This is a genomic window from Vibrio comitans, assembly GCA_024346835.1.
Taxonomy (GTDB): Bacteria; Pseudomonadota; Gammaproteobacteria; order Enterobacterales; family Vibrionaceae; genus Vibrio; species Vibrio comitans.
On sequence record AP024866.1, the window covers coordinates 1,569,292 to 1,589,191 of the forward strand.

The following is a 19,900-nucleotide window of genomic DNA, read 5'->3' on the forward strand; positions in this document are numbered from 1 at the left end:
TTTTGATTTCCTACCGTTACATCATCTTAATGATTGAAATGTGTTAGTTAATTTCTGTAACACTCAATAGCTTAGAAGTGATATTAAGGACTTTCCGCTTTTATTAATTGCCATTTGATGACACCAATAAAACAACGCGTCTAATTACGCTCGTTGGTAAGAGACTTTCTAAATGCACTAGGTGTTTGGTTGTAGCGGCGCTTAAAGGCACGTGTAAAGTGAGCAGCATCGGAATAACCAAACTTATTTGCAATGGTGGTTAAGGATTCTGTAGACCCTTTCATTGCATCTACGATGAGTTCGAAGGTCATATCTTCAATCAGCTCTTTATAGACAAAACCTTCTTTTTCTAATCGGCGCTGCAGGGTTCTAACGTTCATCCTTAATATCTCTGCCGCCACCTTGACGGGTAGTTTTCCCATAGACAAGTAAGGTGAAATCGCTAAGCGAAAGGTATCCATAAAAGTAGGTTCATTGAACAAGATAGGCATAACAAGGTTTGGGTTAGATGACCCCCCATAAAAGTGCGGCAGGCTCTCCATTACAGATTCAGGGATCTTGATGCCGGTCGCAGTGCGCTGATAGATAAAAGTGACATTATGTAATGTGGGCAGGCTGTTATAGAGATCACTATGGTCACTCACCAAAGCAATCTGCTCAGGCTTCCATGTTGAATGGGTGATCGAACGAATGAACTCCACCATAAACAGAACAGAAAACACCTCAGCATCTTCATACCAAGACTCTTTTTGCCCCAGCTTTTCTCTGACTAACCACCAGGAACCAGCAGCAAACGTTGGATATACTTTTGAATTTGGCGATGAGAGTTGAACAAGCTCAGTCAATTCGTGGCAGGCGTCTAAAACAGATCCATGTTCAGAAAGTTGTGACACAAAGCTAGGCATATAACTATTGCGGATCCCTTCCCAAAAGATCACCCCCAACTCTTCCTTTGTGTAGTGCGAGCCTAAGACCTCAAGCGCATTGAGCATTACACTCTCTGGTAAGCAATCGTAGCTATTGGCACTGTTAATGTCATTGGGGATGGTTGCTTGACGAAGAAGCTCATACGCATCTGCATCAATTTGCATCAAAAGATCGACAAAAAACTTAACGTCATCTAGTCGAACAAGGTTGATATGCTGCTCTGCCGAAGTCATTCCCTTTCCTAAGTAAAACCAATCACTAGTATGAGGATGGCAAATTCAACAAAGAATTCAAATACCTAACTCGTCATATTTTTCGGTTGAACACTATTTCAAGGGTTTGCATCGCAGCGCCAACCTTATCAAAGCTGAATCATGAACTCGATCAACTATATATCGCCTCATAGAATGTATTGGGTAGGCTATCGCGTCAAACTCCTACTCTTCTAATCCATTACATTGACCTGTTGTGGTTCCTCTAGTGTTTTCAAAAGACATTCGGGCAATAAGTTGAATACATGTCTTCCTCCTCAAACCAAAAGACGCTCACAAAAGCCCCTCCGTCTTTTTCCTTTCGAATATCCACTTGAAGGCTGTCGGTTTTATGCACGAAATTTCTCTCATCCACTTTGCGTAGCTTTAAAGTCTGGCCTGTGTCCTTATCATTAAGCATCATCACCCTATTGTCAGATGTAATGTTGTATCCATCATTGCAATCCCAGAGTTGGATACTGGCTTGTGCTGTTAGTGATAAAAACGTCAGCGTAATTAGTGAAAGTGTCTTTTTCATGTTAGTTCCTCAGTGAGTAGTAATTTGCCTCCTTACCTAGTTATCTATCCCTATACAGCCACCCTTCGTCTCAGTTTATTTCCGTCGTATTTACAATAAGCAAAGGCACAAGCTAAAAAGATTAAGAACTGAATTGATTCTCTACCATACAGACCGAGCCCCTCTAGAAACCCCGATCCAATGTGGCTTGAATATAGAAAAGCTATTGTAAGACCGATTGCCTTAAAACATTTCTTAGTGATCTTATTCATAATAATGCCGCCCTTTGTCTTTCTTGTGGGAGTATCTTAAGGGATAGTCAGCTAATGGAACCAGTGAGATTCTATCGGATATTCCAATAGATAAATTGCGCAGGTTATTGGGGAGGGTTACATCTATGCTAAAAAAGCGCTGTGATAAATTAGAGGAAGGCGTTTATAAACCAGTCTACTTCGAGGCTATCAAAGCTCTTGATCTCAATTGAACATCTTTGAAACTGATAATGACCAATTTCTATTCACTCAATCACTTTGTGCTAATTATTTGATTGACTTAGGAATTAGCTCTACATATTATTGCACTCGTTCCTTACAGAGCACTAAGCTACAAGGCCTACTAAAGCCTGTTAGCGAAAAAGTCAAAGAGTATGGGTCCGTAGCTCAGTTGGTTAGAGTACTACCTTGACATGGTAGGGGTCGGCGATTCGAATTCGCCCGGACCCACCATCCTCTTGCATTCACATGCAATCGTATTGAACAACAAAATTTGGGTCCGTAGCTCAGTTGGTTAGAGTACTACCTTGACATGGTAGGGGTCGGCGATTCGAATTCGCCCGGACCCACCAAATTTACAACAAAGCCCGCTTTTAGCGGGCTTTGTTGTTTCTGGCTTATGCTCATTTGCATCCCTTCATAACAAACTCATACACTGCTATCTCAATTTTACTAAGACCCCGAAATGGCATCGATTGGTAAGTATATAAAGCAGTCATCATGCTACTTTTATGCGAAATACCTATCAATCATTTGGGGATCATGTGCTTCGTAAGAATTCAGGTTTCACGCTTGTAGAGCTTGTTGTCGTTATCGTTTTGCTCGGGATTTTATCGACTGTGGCAATGCAAAAGCATGTGAACATTCAACGTGATGCTCGCATCGCAACACTTGAAGGCATTAAGGCGTCAATTCACGATGCCGCGACGTTAGCGTACTCGTTGGCTGTAATTAATGGTGTTGAAAATGATGCCCGTAATTCTGCTGATGATAAAACCGTCTCTGATCCAATATTAACCAATATCGGTTATCTAGAACTGAAGTATGGCTACCCTGAAGCAATGTTGTCAGACGATGAGCTTATGGCCCCTGATGGGCAACCAAGGTTGGGTATTGTTCAGCTCTCAAGCGTTGATGCGAACGAACTTGATGTCTGTTATTCAAGTGATTGCACTACAGGTACGAGTTCCCGCGTATATATCGGATATGGTCTTCATGAGACATCCGGAGATTACACGCACTGCTACGTTAAATATAAAGAGCCAGATGATGATGAACCCACTCCAAATGGCTACTTACTAGAAGTTGAAACTGAGGATTGTTAGTTTTCAAATGACAATGTTTGGCACTGACGCTAAATATATAGCTAAGCGCTATCCAGACATATTTAAGATTAGTGCAGGGTCCGTAGCAGCAACTTCTGAACAGATGTGAGTCAGTAACACTCTGAAACTTGCGGCTAATGGATACGCAGTGGCATAGCAAACCTCTATCTTAGTTGGAAAGTTCACTCATTACCTACGTCTTACTAGTGGCACACTTGTGCATTACTTACTAGATCAAAAAAAGGCTCTGCATCGCAAAGCCTTTCTCTTAATTAAGTCGTATTAACTTCTTTTTATAGCCGTAATGATTGGATCTTTTTCTGAATCTATCACTGCCTGTGTGGCACCATAGTGTCGAGTAGTGATCGTGAAGTTCTGTCCTTTGGTATCGATATTATTAATCGCGTTTTCACCACAGTTAAAAGAAACGGTCACTGTTTTGTCTGCATTTACTTTCCATGAATGGGAATTTTGAGCGACAGCACCATCAATTAGGTATTTTTCCATATCGTACGCAGTGATTGACGTGAAGAATCGATTGTCTGGGTCTTCAAATGTAGTGGTGTAACAAGCAGAGCCATCGATTACTGGCGAGTTGACGTATTTGTTACCTTCTAGCGGAACAGGCGATGCTCCCCCCCAACCTGCAGCATTCTCAAGGTTCCACTGTGTTAGATCTGTCACTTTCTCTGGAGTACGAGGGAAGGTATAGGTAAATACGCCTTCTTTCTCAACAATACCATCGACAACACGCTTACGCTCCCACACTTCTTTCTCTACAGCTTGAAAGTCGTAGTTTGGAAGTTGATAGTCAACTGCAAAATTGAATTGAGAAGTGTCGACTTTTGCTAAACCTTCACGTGATTTCTCTAGACCATTTTCCACACCAGAGCGATAAATTAAGAATGCGGTACTAGAGTCAGTGATAGGAACGGTATGTACACCGTCTTCAACGATTAGGTGTTCACCGTGACCGTTTTCAGTGACAACTTGAACAGACATGTATGTGTCACCAGTGTCAGGGATGTCAAACGTCACCTGGCCATCTACCGCTTTAACGATAGCAACACCGTAAAGAGTATCGTCGTTCATTTGTACTGTAGGCGCTTTGTCACCGCGTGGCGGTAAGTTTTGAAGTATTGCGAACTGTTTGTTCGCATCACCACTCACCATCCAGTTTCGATACATACGAGCAGTTTCAGCGTGTGCAAAATTCTGTTTTGTGACTTCTAGATTGTCAACTTTAACAGTAGTAGCGGATTCACCATTAAATGCTGAACAAGCCATAATTGAAGAGGTAGCTAAAGCAATTGCCGTTAGTTTTAACGCTTTCATATGTTCTCTCAATTTATCAAATGTCATTAGTTTCAATTCAAAGCTGAGATTGGCAATATATGCTGAAATATCAATTTAGCCTTGAGTAATTTAAGCCGTAGAAGCTGATGTGCAAATACTATAATTCGCACTTAATTAATGCTAATGAACTATTCAAATAAGTAATTATGACCAAAGCGCATAATGGGCAACGTGGGAAGTTAATTATGCATAAGACCAGTCATCCCCTTTTCCTTATGTATAATCCCTCAACCCCATAGAAAGTTGGACTGCAAAATCAAAAACCACAGAGAACAATACCCCTCGGTGGTAGTCGCGGACAGTTCGAGAACGTTAGAAACACGCTCTGCGGGCTTGCTCGATGGACAGCCTCGGATCACTGTTCCCAGCATTTCTAAAAAAATAGAGGCTCAATTGCAAGGTCTAGGAGTGGGTTACTTACCTGTTCATCGTATCCAGCAAGAACTCCAGATCGGGCAACTAATAGCTTTAGAAGTGGAGCATGTTGATCAACGAGAGCGTGAAATACATCTGGCCTGGAACAAAAATAACAAAGGCAAAGCCTTGGCTTGGTTTGTGAAAAAGATTCAATCACTTGAACCCGCTCTTTTTTTAAGTTGCTGATTTTTAGTCCTGATCGCTCAGAACAACAAGTATATTCACTTTAATTTCATTTTCTGAACATTGAAGCGGTATACCGTAATTTCACTGCATTTTCGCTCTGCGAAAACCAAAATGTTGACAGAAAAACCATGTCAAAGTTAACTTGGAATAAGATTATTTAGTGAGCACAATATGAGCATTGAAAACAAAGTCAGTTTCGATCATTTAGTCGTTTCACAAGTAAACGCCCTATCATCATGCAGCGCATGCGAGTTTGACAGCACCTTTAATAAACTGGCTAAGCAAGGACTAGAATGGTTTAATCTCGACCGCCTTACGCTCTTTCCGAACTCTATGATAATGCTCAATGATGGCAAGAGCGTATCTGTCTCTCGAAAGCATATTCCAGAGCTCGATAAAGCCCGTTTTGTGGTGGGCAACTATGTAGATTACCTACGACTACTCAGGCTAAAGAGCCAATATCAGCTGTTTAATTCAAATGATTTGAAGCAATCTAACATTAGTACTTTACGCGAACTTTACATGGAAGGTGGACGCTGGCACGGCATCATGAGACTAGAGTTGTTTGGACAGGTATGGGGGGCTTTGGCGTTTTCAAGGTTTAATGATGACTCAACTGATCTTACCGAAACCGATCTTAACCAACTCAAAGCGCTTTGCGATATTTGGTTAGTCTATTGGCAACATTCTACCGTCACTAGAAGTTTGAACAAAGGCAGTGAAAGTAAACTCGATGAAAGTGAAAAACTTCTCAAGCTAAGTAAAAAGCAGTGCACTGTATTAGCGCTACTTGCTCAAGGCTACACTGCAAAGCAATGCGCGGAAAAACTCTTTCTAAGTCCTCGAACAATCGAGTCGCACAAGTATCGCATGCTCGACACTCTCGATTTCGATAACAATACTGAATTGGTTCAATTTGCGTTACGCAATGGCTTGGGTATTGAAGCCTCTTAATACGAATGCAAAATCTTTAACTGGTCATCCCCCATCCTCTGCAACCTTGCAAAGGTTCACGTCATGTGAATTGTAAATGCAGTAAATATTACTGCTTATCTCCCTGCATTCTTCGGTTATTTTACCTACTAAATCACCCATACAAAAAATGCACTATAGCAACTACGTACTTCCTTTCTTGTAGCAAGGCTACATCACGGAGCAGGGTCGCACATGTAGTCGCCACGTAGCAATCAATAAATTTTCAATTCAACAGAGGCCATCTATATGTTCTTTAACCGCTTTATCAAACCCTTCTTGATAATCGGTGGCGCTGTCACTATGTTCGCTGGTGTCTATGCACTCAGCCCGGCCGAAGCACTACTTCAAATGAACAACCTACCCTATGACTCGCAGTATGTTTTTCTGTTTAGGCATTGGGGCATCATGGTCGGTCTCATGGGCTTTTTTATCGTGGCATCTGCTTTTATCCCACGCTGGCGTGAGCCCGTAATCCTGTACTCGTTTTTGGAAAAGTTGTTCATGGTGTATCTGTACACCTCAAACTTCTTCAATGCAGAAACAGCCTACCTTAACGCTAACTTCGTTCCTTTTGTGATTACCGATATCACGATCTGTACTTACACCGTATTTTACTGGTTTGAGAATCGAAGAATGAACCAAATTGCCAGCCAATCCTAATTTATTAATAGAGATAGAACTATGCAAAAGAATGTCCTTGTCATCGGCGCTTCTTCGGGTATTGGCTACGACTTAGTCGTGTCATTGCTCAACACCGGTCACAATGTTTACTGTGGCGCAAGACGCCTTGAACGCTTAACTCCACTAAAAGAGTTAGGGGCAAAAGTCTTTGAAGTAGATGTGCGTAATGGACAAACCATAAACCACATCGTTAACGAAATGCACGATAGCCTTGGCTCTATTGATATTGTCTACTCTAACGCTGGCTACCCAATCGCAGGACCAATAGAAGCGGAAAGTATCGAAAACGTACACGCACAGTTTGATACGAATGTTTATGGACCCGCAAGAATTGTGCAAGCTGTGTTGCCACACATGCGTAAACAAGGCTACGGGCGCATTGTCTTTACTACTTCTATAGCCGCTAGAACCTCTACTGCCATGAATGCATGGTACTCAGCCAGTAAACATGCACTGAATGGCATGGTGAAATCATTGTCACAAGAGGTACGAGAGTTCAATATTGAAATCTCGATGGTAGAGCCTGGCTGTGTCCAAACCGAACTCCCAGACATACAGCTAACCGATATGCTAAGTAAAGGTACGGTTATCAGCGACTATCAGCAATCCACCACAAAAGCCCATCACTTCTTAAAAAATGCATACGATAATGGGTCAAATACACTGTCGACTGTAAAAACTCTGATTAAGGCAGGATTCTCAAGTAATCCAAAACTAATCTATCAGAGTACTATCGATGCAAAACTCATGGCGTGGGGACAAAAAATTATAGGTGAAGGCAAATTAGGCAAGCTATTCTCATTCATCATTAATAAAATGACTTAGTCTTGTTTTCAGTGAGTACTGATAAGCAAATATTCGAGAAAAGCTGTACCATCGTAGTTTAAGTTCAAGCAAGTCGTCGGCTTTCAAAGTTTGCCGACTTGTTCACGCTTTATGTCCCCAATGCCTACTTCCCTTTGAGAAAAACTCCTGCCCCTATTAAACCTATATGTTGAACGTGATGTACTCAACGACGCTTATAGATACTAAAATTATTCAGCTACACCAAATCATTGGTAAATATAACGGCAGGCTAAGCAAAGTCACCTAGCCTGCTCATTGTGTTCGACGTATCAATCACGATTGTGTGAGAAAGTGTCTCCAACCCCCTGTTTCCGTAATATCTGTTGCGCCTTCTATACCTATGCCTTCACAAATAAACCCTTTAACCCAATCGCCAGACTCGAGTTGAACACTGCCTAACCCTAATGGATGAGGAATTTGCACTAGCAAGGCACCTAAGTGCTTTTTGGGGATACGCCAGATTTCGACTTCAATCTTTTGGCCATTGCTATGAGCTCGAACTAGCCCAGGTCTTGAAGGCGGTCCACCCGCAAGACAGTACAGGGAGTAGTTTTCAGACGTTGTTGTACGTTTCTTAAAATTGGCACCTAGTTCAATCAGTTGGTGGTTGAGAGCTAGGCCTTTCATATGAGCGCCGCATACTAGAAGATCAACAATATCAGCACTCTCTGGTTCAACTTGTGTCACACCTAAAGGCAGGTTCATCGCTTGTTGCCATTCAGAAGCCAACGCCATTAGTCTCTCATCTTCAAACGCCTGCGCAAACAGCGTAACGCCAAACGGTAGGCCCGCCTCGGTAAATCCAGCAGGCATGGCAATGGCACTATAATCCAGTAAATTCATGAAGTTGGTGTAGTAGCCGAGGTTTGAGTTTAGGGCAATGGGATCAGCATTGACCTCTTCGATGGTGTAAATGGTGCCGGCTGTAGGGGTTAGCACTGCGTCTACATTGTCCATTAGCCGATCGCATTGAACCTTAAACTCTTGCAGCTGATAGATAGCTTTAAAGGTATCGACAGCAGAAAGATCCTTGGCTCCTCCAACAATGGTCTGAATAACATCTAAGCATTGCTGTTGATTGCTATCAAAAAATGACTCAATAGCGGCGTAACGCTCGGCAACCCAAGGACCTTGATAAAGCAAATTAGCGGCTTCAATAAATGGAGACAGATCAAACGGTATCACTTCTGCGCCCAATGACTCTAGACGAGCTATGGACTGAGCATACAGCTTACGGTATTCGTCATTACCAAAGAATTTAAGTTGCTCCTCTGATGGTACGCCAACTTTAAGCCCTGAAAATTGGGCGATATTCTCTATCCCCTGTTCAATAGCATATCGAGAAAAGCAGTCACTCTCATCATAGCTCGCACCCACTTGGTACAGAGTGGATAGGTCTTCCGCGCTCTTGGTGAAAAATGTCACGCAGTCTAAGGTGCGACACGCAGGTACCACACCAGTGCAACTTATTAATCCTTTACTGGGTTTCAAGCCATAAAGGTTATTAAAAGCAGCAGGAACGCGGCCAGAGCCAGCGGTATCTGTTCCTAGCGCAAAATACACTTGGTTTGTCGCAACGGATACAGCACTTCCAGAGCTTGAACCCCCCGAAATGTATTGCGCATCAAAGCTATTATTCACCGCTCCCCACGGGCTTCGAGTACCAACCAAACCTGTAGCAAATTGATCAAGGCTCGTCTTACCCAATGGCACTGCGCCCGCTTTGATTAATTGCTTGACCACATAGGCAGACTCTTGCGGTTGATATCGGTATGCATCACAGCCGGCAGTAGTGTCTAATCCTGCCAAGTCAATATTGTCTTTGATAGCGAAAGGAACACCAAAAAGAGGCAGGTGCTCGCTATCTTGAGTGGCAAGCTCGGATAAATAATTGTCCAATTGTTGGTCGGAAATCACCGAAATCCAAGCATTAGACGTATCGGCTCTGACTTGCTCAAGCTTAGAGCGCAAAAACTGTTCTACCTTAATCTCTCCGCTACGAAAAGCCTCTAGCAAGCCACTGATGGTCAATGGCTCTGATGCAGTTTGAGCAGTTGTAACTGAATTCGTCATAATCTTTTATCTCCAAAACCTTATGCAGCACACGTATTGACAACTAAAAGTGGCTCGCCTGCATGCACCTGCGCTCCAGCTTCGTGGCAAATCGAGTCAATCACGCCCGACACACTTGCCGTTACTTCGAGCTCCATTTTCATCGCTTCGAGTATCATGACTACGTCATTTTCTTTAACGGTTTGGCCCGGCTCGACTAACACCTGCCAAATGTTGCCTGCAATATGGCTTTCAATGGCTTCTTGGCCCTCTTCTAGCTCTGTTTGAACACTAGATTGCTCAATTTCAGTCGCTACAAAATTCGCTTGGCCTGAAATCTCCCAACGCTGACGTTCCTCTTCGAACGCTTTTTGCTGACGAGCTTTGCTTTCTTTGATCTCACTGGCATGTTCGTCGAGTAGAGACTGATAACCCGCTAGAGAAAACTCTGTCTCTTCAATCTTCACTGGGTAATGGCCTTGAGGGTGCTTCTCGCGAATATCAAGAAGCTCTTCTGCGCTGACTTCGTAGAACTTAATTTGGTCAAAGAAGCGAAGTAGCCATGGTTTCGAGAACGCTTCTGTTTGACGATAGCGATTCCACATTTGCAGTGTGCGACCCACAAACTGATACCCACCAGGGCCTTCCATTCCATATACACACATGTAAGCACCGCCGATACCTACCGCATTTTCGGGCGTCCAGGTTCGCGCTGGGTTGTATTTAGTCGTTACAAGGCGGTGACGAGGATCCATGGGTGTGGCAACAGGAGCACCTAGATAAACATCCCCTAGCCCCATCACTAGATAATTAGCATCAAAAACAATGCGCTTTACATCCTCAACCGAATCCAGACCATTGATACGACGAATGAACTCAATATTGTCAGGGCACCAAGGAGCGTCTTTACGAACCACTTCGTCATACTTGCGAATCGCTAGTCGCGTGGCTTCGTCATCCCAAGACAGAGGTAAATGCACAACGCGGGCAGGAACTGTCATCTCATCGATGTTGTCCAACGTCGATTCAATCTCTTCAAGCTCAGCAAGTAGCTTCTCTCGCGGCAACACTAAGTTGTCATAGTGAATTTGCAAAGAGCGGATACCAGGTGTCAGCTCTTCCACGCCAACAAGGCCTTTTTGTTGGAGTTTAAGCATTAAGGCATGAACGCGAAAACGTAGACGAATGTCCAGCACCTGTGGCCCATACTCAATTAGCAGATAATCCTCGCCACTTGGACGATATACAACTTGCTCTCCATATTGCTCAGCTGGGATCGTCTTGATAATTGGCGATGCTAGCTCTGCTTTTGGTAGCGCTAGTTCAATGATTTCACCCGTCTCAATCTGAGAAAGCTGAGCACGCTCTGCAAATTCTGCATCTTCTACTGATACAGGAATAAATCGGATCTTGTCTCCCGCTTTTAACTGCCCCATCTTCCAAAGGTCTGCTTTGATGATGGTCGCTGGGCAAACGAAACCACCAAGGCTTGGACCATCTGGACCCAAGATAACCGGCATATCACCAGTGAAGTCGATCGTGCCAACCGCATAAGCGTTATCGTGAATGTTTGACGGATGTAGTCCCGCCTCGCCGCCATCGCTACGAGCCCAGTTAGGTTTAGGTCCGATCAGACGAACGCCAGTACGGCTCGAATTGAAATGTACTTTCCATTCAGCATCAAAGAAGCTATCTATGTCTTCTGGAGTAAAGAAGTCTGGAGCACCATGGGGGCCATAAATAACGCGAATTTGCCATTCACCGTTAAAATCTGGCAGGGCTGTTGAAGTGATCGCAGCTGTTGGCTCGTTAGCGGTCTCGTTGATATGTAAAACATCACCAGCAACGAGCGCGCGACCAGCATGGCCACCAAACTGGCCAAGTGTAAATGTTGAGCGGCTCCCAAGGTATTGAGGACAATCAATACCGCCTTGCACAGCAAGGTAAGTGCGAGCGCCACCTTCAACCTTTCCTAGCTTCAATGTTTGTCCTGGTTTAATTTGAATGGAGCTGTTCATCGCAACCGATTCACCGTCAAGTGACGCTTGTATGCTCGCGCCCGAAATTGCAATTTTAGTCGCTTGATTAAATTTCAGAGTTGGGCCCGACACGATGATTTCTAGGCCAGCACATGCTTCATCATTCGCAACTAGCTTGTTGGCTAGACGAAAGCTTAGTGAGTCCATTGGACCTGAAGGTGGAACGCCGATATCCCAGTAACCCGTCCTAGCTGGATAATCTTGAATCGTTGTTTGGGTACCGCCACTTATCACATCAAAAGTATGGGGTTTGAATTCGAAGCTATTGAGAGATTGAGTGAGCACTTCCCCTTTCTTTACAAGGTCACTGGCTAATAGTTGACTCAAATACGCTTGGTTGTGCTCGATACCGTAAATAGTGCTGTTGTCGAGACTCTGCTTAAGCTCGGCCAACGCTGTTTCTCTGTCTTTAGCATGCACTATTACTTTGGCTAGCATAGGATCGAAGAAGGGCGATACTTCAACGCCGGCTTCTATCCAGTGTTCAATTCGCAAATTCTCTTGTTTTGCCCACTCCACATGGCTAAGCAAGCCCGCACACGGCTGAAAGTTTTTATTGGCATCTTCGGCATAGAGTCGAACCTGAATCGCATGACCTTTAGAGGTAAGGTTCGCACTCAATTTATCTAGATCTAGTTTTTCAGCGCCTTGGCGAATCATCCACTCAACAAGATCAACACCGAATACTTCTTCGGTTACACCATGCTCTACTTGCAGACGTGTGTTTACTTCTAGGAAGTAAAAGTTTTGTGTCTGCTGATCCAGCACGAATTCAACGGTGCCAGCATTACGGTATTTCACCTCACTCGCGAGACGCACAGCAGTTTGTTGCAGCTGTACTCGCGCTTCATCACTGAGATTTGGTGCCGGTGTTTCTTCAATCACTTTCTGGTTGCGTCGTTGCGCAGAGCAATCACGTTCACCGAGTGCAACCACATGGCCTTGGCCATCACCAAAGATCTGCACTTCTATATGGCGAGCCTGTTGGATAAATTTTTCTAAGAATACACCGTTGTTACTGAAGTTATTTTCACTCAAGCGTTTAACGCTATCGTAAGCCTCATTAAGCTCTTGGCTGGTAAAGCAGCACTGCATGCCAATACCGCCACCACCGGCCGTGCTCTTAAGCATGACTGGGTAACCAATTTTTTCTGCTTCTTGAAGTGCTTGTTGTTTATCATTGAGTAGGTCTGTACCCGGCAGCAAAGGAACATTAGCTTGAGTCGCTATATTTCGTGCAGAATGCTTTAGACCGAACGCACGCATTTGCTCTGCTGTTGGCCCTAAAAAGATCAGCCCTTCTTGTTCGCAGCGTTCTACAAATTCTGGGTTTTCACTCAAGAAGCCATAGCCCGGGTGAATGGCCTCTGCACCTGATGATTTCGCTATTGAGATGATTTTATCTTGATCGAGATACGTTTCCGATGCGCCGCCTTGACCTAGAGTGAAGGCTTCGTCAGCATCGACGACGTGTAAACTTTGAGAGTCTGCTTCGCTATAAACAGCAACGCTTCCGATATTGAGTTGTTTTAGTGTACGGATAACTCGGCAGGCAATGGCTCCACGGTTAGCAATTAATACCTTACTAAACATATTTTCGTCCCTAAAATCTGGGTCGTCCCAGAAAAACAAAGAGCATCAAATAGGGTCGTCCCTTGCTCAATTTTTGCAGCTACCTTGCTGGCTCTATTGCCAAACAATGACCTCAACGGGTGTTGGATTGTAGGCATTACATGGATTGTTCAATTGCGGGCAGTTTGACATTAGAACGATGGTGTCCATATGCGCTTTCAGCTCAACATACTTACCTGCACCACTGATACCATCTGCAAAAGTAAGTCCACCTTCGGCCGTGACAGGTACATTCATGAAAAAGTTGATGTTATGAGTAATATCACGCTTAGACATGCCAAATTGCTCATTTTCGGCTACCGCTAACAACCAACTATCTCGGCAGGCATGCATACATTTCTTATCAATTGAGTAACGTACTGTGTTGCTTTCGGTTGCACACGCGCCACCAAGGGTATCGTGACGTCCACACGTATCTGCAACGATCTCTAACATCACATTGCCTTGGTCAGACAGAATCTTGGTGCCCGCTGTTAGATACACATTACCTTGCTCACGAATCGTATCAATCGCACTGTAGCGCTCTGATGGATCATTCGCGTTATAGAACAAAGTATCTGCTGCTTGGTTGCCTTCAATATCGAGAATACGAACCGTCTGCCCTTTCTTAACGACCTTCATGTAGTAGTCACCGGCAGGAACAACGTCACGATACAGGGCTTCATTTAGTTCTAATTGGCTCTCTACGATCATACTTTGCTCCTTAACAACAGTGACTGAGAGTGGATGGTTCGGCGGTTTGTTGTACCGAGCTTGCATAACGGCGGTTATTTTCAAAGCCTCGCTCGTTTTCTTCGCGATGGTTTAAACACGCATCGCTTTCTGACATTGACTCAGATTCAAACACCGTAACCTCGACAGGTTTGTATGGGTAAGTCTCTGACGGATTTAATGGGTGCGGACAAGTCGTCATCACTACCAAGGTATCCATTTCAAATCGCAACTCAACGCAATCGTCAGCTTTACTGTGGTGTGGGTCAAAACTGAGGTTACCTTCCTCATCAGTGAACACCTTGCTGAACAGGTTTAAGTTCGCGGCTAGATCGCGCTTACCTAAACCGTATTTAGCCACTTCGACTAACAAAGCATCAAAACCGTTCTGCTTCCACTGATTACGCTCAGTTTGGTAATCTCGTTCGCCCCACTTCTGTGCCACTTTCTGTTTATTTGCGACACCGCAAACTGTGTCTATCCAACCGGTATCATCACGTACAATTGAGCAGAAAATACGCCCCATATCCGAATACAAACAGTTGCCCGTAGTTAGTTTGAACGTATGCTGGCATTTCAATGTATCCGGTGCGTTGTAGCGCTCTAATGGATTGGTCGGGTTATAGAACAACACACTCAAGTTGGCGCCTCCTTCAAGGTCTTTGAACCGTACCGTTCGACCCTTAGGCACGACCATAGACCAATGTGCGGCCCCAGGCAGTGTGTCGGAAAAAATCACTTCCTGTTTAGCTAACATACTTATTTCCTTATGCAATTTTTTGAAGAAGTTGTTCTGGTGGGGTGTGCTCCAGCCTTTCGGTCGGAATATTGAAAGTCACCTGCGCACCAAATCGTTCGGGAGCTTGCTCATCATGACGCGTATGATCAAACACCCATAGACGGTTACCTAAATGAAACCCTTCGCTAAGATCGTGAGTGATCATAAATACCGTAAGGTTTTGCTCTTTCCAAAGAGACTTCACTAGCACATGCATATCTTTTCGAATACCAGGGTCAAGAGCCCCAAAAGGTTCATCCAGTAACAGTATTCGTGGTTTCTTAATTAAGGCTTGAGCGATCGATAAACGCTGTCTCATACCGCCAGATAGCTCGTGTGGGTACTTGTCTTGAGCCGCTAATAAACCTACTTGTTCAAGCATTTCTAAAGCGTGTGTCTTGGCTTGCTGTTTTTTCGCCCCGAACAATCGGCCCAAAAGAGTACTGGCAATACCGCTATCCTCAAACTCATAGCTCAGCATCACGTTCTCAAGCGCTGTCAGGTGTGGAAACACCGAGTACTTTTGGAATACGATCCCTCGCTCTACACCCGGCTCTTGACTCAGAGGCTTACCATCCAGCAGCATCTGGCCTCTCGAGGGTGTTTCAGTGCCTAACAGCATGTTGAGAAATGTCGTTTTCCCGCAACCAGAAGCACCAACGATACTGACGAAATCACCTTCATTAACCGTGAGGTTCAAGCGCTCAAGAACGATGTTATCCCCGTATTCTTTCCAAACTTGTTTAATCTCGATAATCGGTTGTGGTTTAGCCATGATTCTCTCCTTGAGACTGGTGATACCATGGGCTTAGTTTTTGCGATGCTAGGCGTAATAGCCAATCCATGCAGTAAGCCAAGATAGTGATCCACAATACGTATGGCAGAATCACATCCATTGATAGATAACGACGTACTAAGAAGATGCGGTAGCCCAAACCTTCAGTCGCAACGATAGCCTCCGCAGCAATCAAAAATAGCCAAGCACTGCCCAAAGTAAGGCGAACGGCTTCAATGAGCTTGGGCATGATTTGAGGAAGAATAACGCGCACGATAATTTGCCAGCTACTTGCGCCTAATGTTTGTGCCTTAATGAGCTGTTCGTCAGGTAAGCTTTGTACCCTAAGCTGAATGTCGCGAATAATGATTGGACATACACCTATAACAATCAACACGACCTTAGAAACTTCGCCCACTCCAAAAGAGATGAACAAGATCGGTAATATCGCCATTGGGGGTATAAGTGAAACTGCAGTGATCACTGGTGACAAAGATGAACGAACAAGTGGGATAATTCCGGTAGCAATACCAAGGGATAATCCAAGCAAGGCACTAATACCAATCCCCCAACCTAGTCGAGCAAGACTGGCAAACGTGTCAGTCCACATCAGGTACTCACCCGTTCTTCTGCTTGGGGTAAAGGCCATTCTGTCAATGGCATCAGCAAAACTGCTAAACGCCGGTAATAGCTTATCAGCCGAGTTCGCAGCCAGTCTTGCATCTGATGCCGTCACGTAGACGGCAAGCAGAATAAGAAATGGCATCATACCCAACATAACTCGTCCAAATTTGGACGGATGACGATTAATTACTTTGGTCATAACGACTCCATTTACTTTGACCGAATATCCAAATTACAGCTTGTTTTCTGCTGCCATTTGCATGTATTCAGAAGTAAATCGAAGCTTGATATTGCTTGGGTCGCCATAAATGCCAGCCGGTGTCTCTATACCGATAAAGCCAGCATCTGGAGCACCTTCACCGAGTAAGCCATGTTCAAACGAGAACTCACTGACTTTCTGCATGGTCGCTGCAAGCGTAGGACTTTGTGTAAAGCTGACGGCGTCATTAGCTGAGTAGAACATGTTGGTTGCTTCAAGCTGAGACTTGTATCCATCTAGATCTGTGCCAGATGCTTGAGCCATATAAGACTTAGCCTCATCGCCCTTCTCAGCAGATTGCATGATTGACATGATTTCATACCATGCACCTGTTAAGGCTTTACCTAACGCAGGGTTACTTTGCAGAGTGTCCGTATTGACCACTAATAGGTCGATGATTTCACCTGGAATATCAGAAGAGTTAAAAACAAAAGAAGTGTCTGGCTGGGAGGTAATTTCGCTAAGAAGCGGATTCCATGTTACGACAGAAGTAACGTCATTAGTGGTGAATGCGGCGACAAGATCGGCATCGGAAGTATTCACTACTTTGACATCACGTTCACTCAAACCAACGCTCTCAAGCGCACGAGCCATCAGGTAATGCGAAACACTAAGCTCAACAAGGTTAACCGACTGCCCTTTAAGGTCTTGCAACCCTTTATTGCCTTTAAGCACAATACCATCATTGCCATTTGAGAAATCACCCACCACCAGAGCAGTCGAATCAACGCCACTTGCTGCTGGAATGGTTAGTGCATCCATGTTGGTCATTACGGTTGCATCAAACTGGCCGGTAGTAAATTGGTTGATTGACTCAATGTAATCATTAACTTGAACTACATCGATTGCGATACCGTATTTATCGGCCCATTTATCTAGGATTCCAGACTGATCTGCATAATCCCATGGCATCCACCCAACATAGATAGACCATGCAATAGTAAATTTTTCTTTCTCTTGAGCTAATGCGCTTGGGGAAAAGGCTGAAGTGATGAGTGTGGCACCAACAACAGATGCAAGTAGGCTTTTCTTTATTTGAGCTTTCATAGGAATCTCCTCCATGAGTCACTAGATATCAAACACAAGAGACACAACCAATTGGCTTGGTTAAATCTCCCGGGCTTCTATCCCTCCGTGTGACCCCTTACGAGGTTGACAACTCTTGACCCAGACGCTGTAAACACAGCCGGAACCCTAGATGTCTATTGCCGAATTGTAGTTAGAAAGGCAAGTTGCCCTAAAAACTTTGTGCTCTTGTGAACTTATGTAAAGTAATCCAAAAAGCATGCCAAAAATTAAAACCCAGAAACATCAAGGGCTTATGGGTGCAGGTAATTATTAACTTACTTAAGTTATGATTATTTTGGTGCGAACGTTCTGTATTGGTGCAAAGAATGCACCCGTATTTATGAATGTCTTTTGGGAGAATGGAGGAATTGTTGAGACGATTATTGCCAAAGGGTTAACAAGCTTAAAAATACGAGCCAGTTCTTCTAGAATAAAAAGAATTCTCGCAATGGCGCCCAATGATAAGTAAATAATTAAAATGTGTTGTAACATCGCGACCTATGTTTCTAACAGCGCGAGTACCCCAATGAACAAACCAATTTTTGCTAAAATCACCACTGGTTTAACGGCGATAATAGTATTGCTATTTGCATTTCATTTAGTACTCGAACTACGCATGCCTACTGGCAATATAGTGCCGATGTTTATAGCGACTCTGCTAAGTATTTGTCTTGCCGGTGCCGCCAACTATTTCGTACTTGGACAAGTGAATCCTAAGCCTTACCTAAAGAAGAGCAAAATTTAACCTCGACCTCTTAGATCAGGCGCTCTTCTTAGAACTCCTGACAAAGAACAGAATAGCTAAGCTTGCTCTACTTGTGGTGCGGCTTCCACCTCACCATCTAATGGTGGCCATGGGCGGTGCTGCTCTGAATCTACCCATTCATTGACCCAAAGTGGCAGTGCGCCAAACAGATCGGGTTCGCCCATCGCTTCTAACACCTCGCTTGGACTCACGATACCTTGTTTAGATGTCACACCGGCTCTTATCAATACCGAAGAGCAAGGCTGCCCTTTTACCCACATAGATTGTTCTACATAAAGCCATTTATCATCAAAGCCTACACATTGAGTATGCATGGTGATCTTGTTGAACATGTGAATGCGCTTTCTATAACGTACCGAACTGCCTGCTACGACCAATGCCCAGCGTTTATTTGCTAGTACCTTCATCAGCCCGCAACGGATCCCCAGCGCAGTTCGCCCTAGATCGTAAAGGGTTAACACTCGGCCATTGTTTAGCTCATTGAAAATATCAAGATCCCATGGGCGACAAGAAAAATAGGTGGTGGTTTTATCACTTATTTTTAGTGCCGATTGTTTTCGTGCTTGCCAATACACTTTGGCAAGGCGCAAAAATGGGTACATGCTTGGTTCTCCTTTACTTAAGCACTTACTGCATAACCATGCTAAGACGCGCGTGGCAAACATTAAGAGTGGTCAGATGAGTTAGTTTAGTACAAGTTGATAGTGACACGCACAATGAAGTTGTCTTAGTGAGATGTAGAAGGAAAGATATAGGACAAACTAGAGGTCGATGCCTAGCTCAGCGCGCTTACGTTTGCTTAGGCCAAGGGCAACCAAGCGATAGGATTCAGACAGATAATATCTGAGCTCCTCATCCAAATGACCACTGGTATCCACCTGTTGAATCCACTTCATTCCGCGGCTGGCAAAGTACGGTGCAGGTATGTATCCATCATGATCACTTAGAAACTGAAAATTCAGATCAGAGGTTTTGAATGTGAATGCAGGTGTTTTATCTTTACTCCACCCACCAATAGCAAATACTTTACCGCCCACCTTCCAGACATCAGCATTACCCCATTGCACAACATGATTAGTTGCTTTAAATGAGCTACAAAATTGATTGAAGTCTTGGTAATCCATACACACCCCACATCATTTCAACGTTTACCCAAAGATCAAGATTAGCAATAATATCAATAGCCCTTTGGCGAGCACTACACCTAGCATAGCCCCTGCTGTAATGACCATAGTCGGGAGAGCCACCATAATAATTGGGATGCAGATAATGGCTAATAGTGCCAATTCCCAGTAGCTTAAAAGCGCCAATACAACCGCTAGACCCACACCCCACTTAACCATCGCTATACCTTATAGAATCAATTATAAATCTGTTTTCACAATAGCGATATTCAAGACAAAAACAGTCGCTATAGAAGCGACTGTTCGGTTACCTGTTTGC

19 protein-coding genes, 2 tRNA genes and 1 riboswitch are annotated in these 19,900 nt (G+C 44.1%); of the genes, 8 read left to right on the top strand and 13 right to left on the bottom strand.

The annotated features are described in order from the left end of the window. Nucleotides 1-140 precede the first annotated feature (140 nt). Nucleotides 141-1,160: a helix-turn-helix domain-containing protein gene (locus OCU46_RS07120; protein ID WP_141271367.1), complete on the bottom strand. Its 1,020-nt coding sequence runs from the start codon at nucleotides 1,158-1,160 to the stop codon at nucleotides 141-143. A 253-nt stretch (nucleotides 1,161-1,413) separates the two neighbouring features. Continuing rightward, entirely contained in the window at nucleotides 1,414-1,716 is a 303-nt protein-coding gene (locus tag OCU46_RS07125; RefSeq protein ID WP_141271368.1) for a hypothetical protein, read from the bottom strand. A gap of 627 nt (nucleotides 1,717-2,343) precedes the next feature. Here OCU46_RS07125 and OCU46_RS07130 point away from each other — a divergent pair. The 3 genes from OCU46_RS07130 to OCU46_RS07140 all read left to right on the top strand — a co-directional run bounded on the left by OCU46_RS07130 (nucleotide 2,344) and on the right by OCU46_RS07140 (nucleotide 3,292). After that, nucleotides 2,344-2,420 (top strand) — tRNA-Val (locus OCU46_RS07130). A gap of 42 nt (nucleotides 2,421-2,462) precedes the next feature. Further along, nucleotides 2,463-2,539, top strand: a tRNA-Val gene (locus tag OCU46_RS07135). A 192-nt stretch (nucleotides 2,540-2,731) separates the two neighbouring features. After that, entirely contained in the window at nucleotides 2,732-3,292 is a 561-nt protein-coding gene (locus OCU46_RS07140; RefSeq protein ID WP_167495379.1) for a prepilin-type N-terminal cleavage/methylation domain-containing protein, read from the top strand. 282 nt (nucleotides 3,293-3,574) lie between these two features. Here the strand turns inward: OCU46_RS07140 and OCU46_RS07145 are convergent, their stop codons facing one another. Further along, nucleotides 3,575-4,627 (bottom strand): DUF1254 domain-containing protein, encoded by a 1,053-nt coding sequence (locus OCU46_RS07145; protein ID WP_141271370.1) that lies wholly within the window; start codon nucleotides 4,625-4,627, stop codon nucleotides 3,575-3,577. Between the two features lie 306 nt (nucleotides 4,628-4,933). Here OCU46_RS07145 and OCU46_RS07150 point away from each other — a divergent pair, with 306 nt between their 5' ends. The 4 genes from OCU46_RS07150 to OCU46_RS07165 all read left to right on the top strand — a co-directional run bounded on the left by OCU46_RS07150 (nucleotide 4,934) and on the right by OCU46_RS07165 (nucleotide 7,732). Then, complete coding sequence (locus OCU46_RS07150) at nucleotides 4,934-5,251, top strand: LysR substrate-binding domain-containing protein (RefSeq protein WP_208733540.1); 318 nt, start codon at nucleotides 4,934-4,936, stop codon at nucleotides 5,249-5,251. Nucleotides 5,252-5,422: 171 nt separating this feature from the next. Then, nucleotides 5,423-6,205 (top strand): helix-turn-helix transcriptional regulator, encoded by a 783-nt coding sequence (locus OCU46_RS07155; RefSeq protein WP_141271372.1) that lies wholly within the window; start codon nucleotides 5,423-5,425, stop codon nucleotides 6,203-6,205. A 267-nt stretch (nucleotides 6,206-6,472) separates the two neighbouring features. Then, nucleotides 6,473-6,886 (top strand): hypothetical protein, encoded by a 414-nt coding sequence (locus tag OCU46_RS07160; protein ID WP_141271373.1) that lies wholly within the window; start codon nucleotides 6,473-6,475, stop codon nucleotides 6,884-6,886. Nucleotides 6,887-6,907: 21 nt separating this feature from the next. Further along, nucleotides 6,908-7,732 carry an SDR family oxidoreductase gene (locus OCU46_RS07165; RefSeq protein ID WP_141271374.1) on the top strand — a complete coding sequence of 275 codons (825 nt, stop codon included), beginning with the start codon at nucleotides 6,908-6,910 and terminating at the stop codon, nucleotides 7,730-7,732. A gap of 294 nt (nucleotides 7,733-8,026) precedes the next feature. Here the strand turns inward: OCU46_RS07165 and atzF are convergent, their stop codons facing one another. The 7 genes from atzF to OCU46_RS07200 all read right to left on the bottom strand — a co-directional run bounded on the left by atzF (nucleotide 8,027) and on the right by OCU46_RS07200 (nucleotide 17,670). Then, entirely contained in the window at nucleotides 8,027-9,826 is a 1,800-nt protein-coding gene (gene atzF, locus OCU46_RS07170; protein WP_141271375.1) for an allophanate hydrolase, read from the bottom strand. A 20-nt stretch (nucleotides 9,827-9,846) separates the two neighbouring features. Continuing rightward, nucleotides 9,847-13,437, bottom strand: a complete 3,591-nt coding sequence (uca, locus tag OCU46_RS07175) for an urea carboxylase (protein WP_141271376.1) — start codon at nucleotides 13,435-13,437, stop codon at nucleotides 9,847-9,849. A gap of 93 nt (nucleotides 13,438-13,530) precedes the next feature. Then, nucleotides 13,531-14,169, bottom strand: a complete 639-nt coding sequence (locus OCU46_RS07180) for an urea amidolyase associated protein UAAP2 (protein ID WP_141271377.1) — start codon at nucleotides 14,167-14,169, stop codon at nucleotides 13,531-13,533. A gap of 10 nt (nucleotides 14,170-14,179) precedes the next feature. After that, nucleotides 14,180-14,944 carry an urea amidolyase associated protein UAAP1 gene (locus tag OCU46_RS07185; RefSeq protein WP_141271378.1) on the bottom strand — a complete coding sequence of 255 codons (765 nt, stop codon included), beginning with the start codon at nucleotides 14,942-14,944 and terminating at the stop codon, nucleotides 14,180-14,182. Nucleotides 14,945-14,954: 10 nt separating this feature from the next. Next, nucleotides 14,955-15,740 (bottom strand): ABC transporter ATP-binding protein, encoded by a 786-nt coding sequence (locus OCU46_RS07190; RefSeq protein WP_141271379.1) that lies wholly within the window; start codon nucleotides 15,738-15,740, stop codon nucleotides 14,955-14,957. After that, entirely contained in the window at nucleotides 15,733-16,563 is an 831-nt protein-coding gene (locus OCU46_RS07195) for an ABC transporter permease (protein ID WP_141271380.1), read from the bottom strand. Before OCU46_RS07195 ends, OCU46_RS07190 begins: the two co-directional genes overlap by 8 nt. 33 nt (nucleotides 16,564-16,596) lie before the next feature. After that, complete coding sequence (locus OCU46_RS07200) at nucleotides 16,597-17,670, bottom strand: putative urea ABC transporter substrate-binding protein (protein ID WP_244311403.1); 1,074 nt, start codon at nucleotides 17,668-17,670, stop codon at nucleotides 16,597-16,599. A 64-nt stretch (nucleotides 17,671-17,734) separates the two neighbouring features. Beyond that, nucleotides 17,735-17,832: riboswitch (guanidine-I (ykkC/yxkD leader) on the bottom strand. A gap of 385 nt (nucleotides 17,833-18,217) precedes the next feature. Here OCU46_RS07200 and OCU46_RS07205 point away from each other — a divergent pair. Continuing rightward, nucleotides 18,218-18,436: a hypothetical protein gene (locus OCU46_RS07205; RefSeq protein ID WP_141271382.1), complete on the top strand. Its 219-nt coding sequence runs from the start codon at nucleotides 18,218-18,220 to the stop codon at nucleotides 18,434-18,436. Nucleotides 18,437-18,492: 56 nt separating this feature from the next. Here OCU46_RS07205 and OCU46_RS07210 read toward each other — a convergent pair whose 3' ends face one another. The 3 genes from OCU46_RS07210 to OCU46_RS07220 all read right to left on the bottom strand — a co-directional run bounded on the left by OCU46_RS07210 (nucleotide 18,493) and on the right by OCU46_RS07220 (nucleotide 19,800). Then, nucleotides 18,493-19,059 carry an acyl-CoA thioesterase gene (locus tag OCU46_RS07210; RefSeq protein ID WP_141271383.1) on the bottom strand — a complete coding sequence of 189 codons (567 nt, stop codon included), beginning with the start codon at nucleotides 19,057-19,059 and terminating at the stop codon, nucleotides 18,493-18,495. 159 nt (nucleotides 19,060-19,218) lie between these two features. Then, complete coding sequence (locus OCU46_RS07215; RefSeq protein WP_141271384.1) at nucleotides 19,219-19,581, bottom strand: MmcQ/YjbR family DNA-binding protein; 363 nt, start codon at nucleotides 19,579-19,581, stop codon at nucleotides 19,219-19,221. Between the two features lie 24 nt (nucleotides 19,582-19,605). Further along, nucleotides 19,606-19,800, bottom strand: a complete 195-nt coding sequence (locus OCU46_RS07220) for a hypothetical protein (protein WP_141271385.1) — start codon at nucleotides 19,798-19,800, stop codon at nucleotides 19,606-19,608. Nucleotides 19,801-19,900: the final 100 nt, after the last annotated feature.

Coding starts and splice junctions, on each gene's coding strand:
- OCU46_RS07155 (WP_141271372.1), top strand. CDS start 5,423: ATGAGCATTGAAAACAAAGTCAGTTTCGATCATTTAGTCGTTTCACAA.
- uca (WP_141271376.1), bottom strand. CDS start 13,437: ATGTTTAGTAAGGTATTAATTGCTAACCGTGGAGCCATTGCCTGCCGA.
- OCU46_RS07145 (WP_141271370.1), bottom strand. CDS start 4,627: ATGAAAGCGTTAAAACTAACGGCAATTGCTTTAGCTACCTCTTCAATT.
- OCU46_RS07125 (WP_141271368.1), bottom strand. CDS start 1,716: ATGAAAAAGACACTTTCACTAATTACGCTGACGTTTTTATCACTAACA.
- OCU46_RS07205 (WP_141271382.1), top strand. CDS start 18,218: ATGAACAAACCAATTTTTGCTAAAATCACCACTGGTTTAACGGCGATA.
- OCU46_RS07215 (WP_141271384.1), bottom strand. CDS start 19,581: ATGGATTACCAAGACTTCAATCAATTTTGTAGCTCATTTAAAGCAACT.
- OCU46_RS07200 (WP_244311403.1), bottom strand. CDS start 17,670: ATGAAAGCTCAAATAAAGAAAAGCCTACTTGCATCTGTTGTTGGTGCC.
- OCU46_RS07185 (WP_141271378.1), bottom strand. CDS start 14,944: ATGTTAGCTAAACAGGAAGTGATTTTTTCCGACACACTGCCTGGGGCC.
- OCU46_RS07160 (WP_141271373.1), top strand. CDS start 6,473: ATGTTCTTTAACCGCTTTATCAAACCCTTCTTGATAATCGGTGGCGCT.
- OCU46_RS07220 (WP_141271385.1), bottom strand. CDS start 19,800: ATGGTTAAGTGGGGTGTGGGTCTAGCGGTTGTATTGGCGCTTTTAAGC.
- OCU46_RS07120 (WP_141271367.1), bottom strand. CDS start 1,160: ATGACTTCGGCAGAGCAGCATATCAACCTTGTTCGACTAGATGACGTT.
- OCU46_RS07195 (WP_141271380.1), bottom strand. CDS start 16,563: ATGACCAAAGTAATTAATCGTCATCCGTCCAAATTTGGACGAGTTATG.
- OCU46_RS07180 (WP_141271377.1), bottom strand. CDS start 14,169: ATGATCGTAGAGAGCCAATTAGAACTAAATGAAGCCCTGTATCGTGAC.
- OCU46_RS07210 (WP_141271383.1), bottom strand. CDS start 19,059: ATGTACCCATTTTTGCGCCTTGCCAAAGTGTATTGGCAAGCACGAAAA.
- OCU46_RS07190 (WP_141271379.1), bottom strand. CDS start 15,740: ATGGCTAAACCACAACCGATTATCGAGATTAAACAAGTTTGGAAAGAA.
- atzF (WP_141271375.1), bottom strand. CDS start 9,826: ATGACGAATTCAGTTACAACTGCTCAAACTGCATCAGAGCCATTGACC.
- OCU46_RS07165 (WP_141271374.1), top strand. CDS start 6,908: ATGCAAAAGAATGTCCTTGTCATCGGCGCTTCTTCGGGTATTGGCTAC.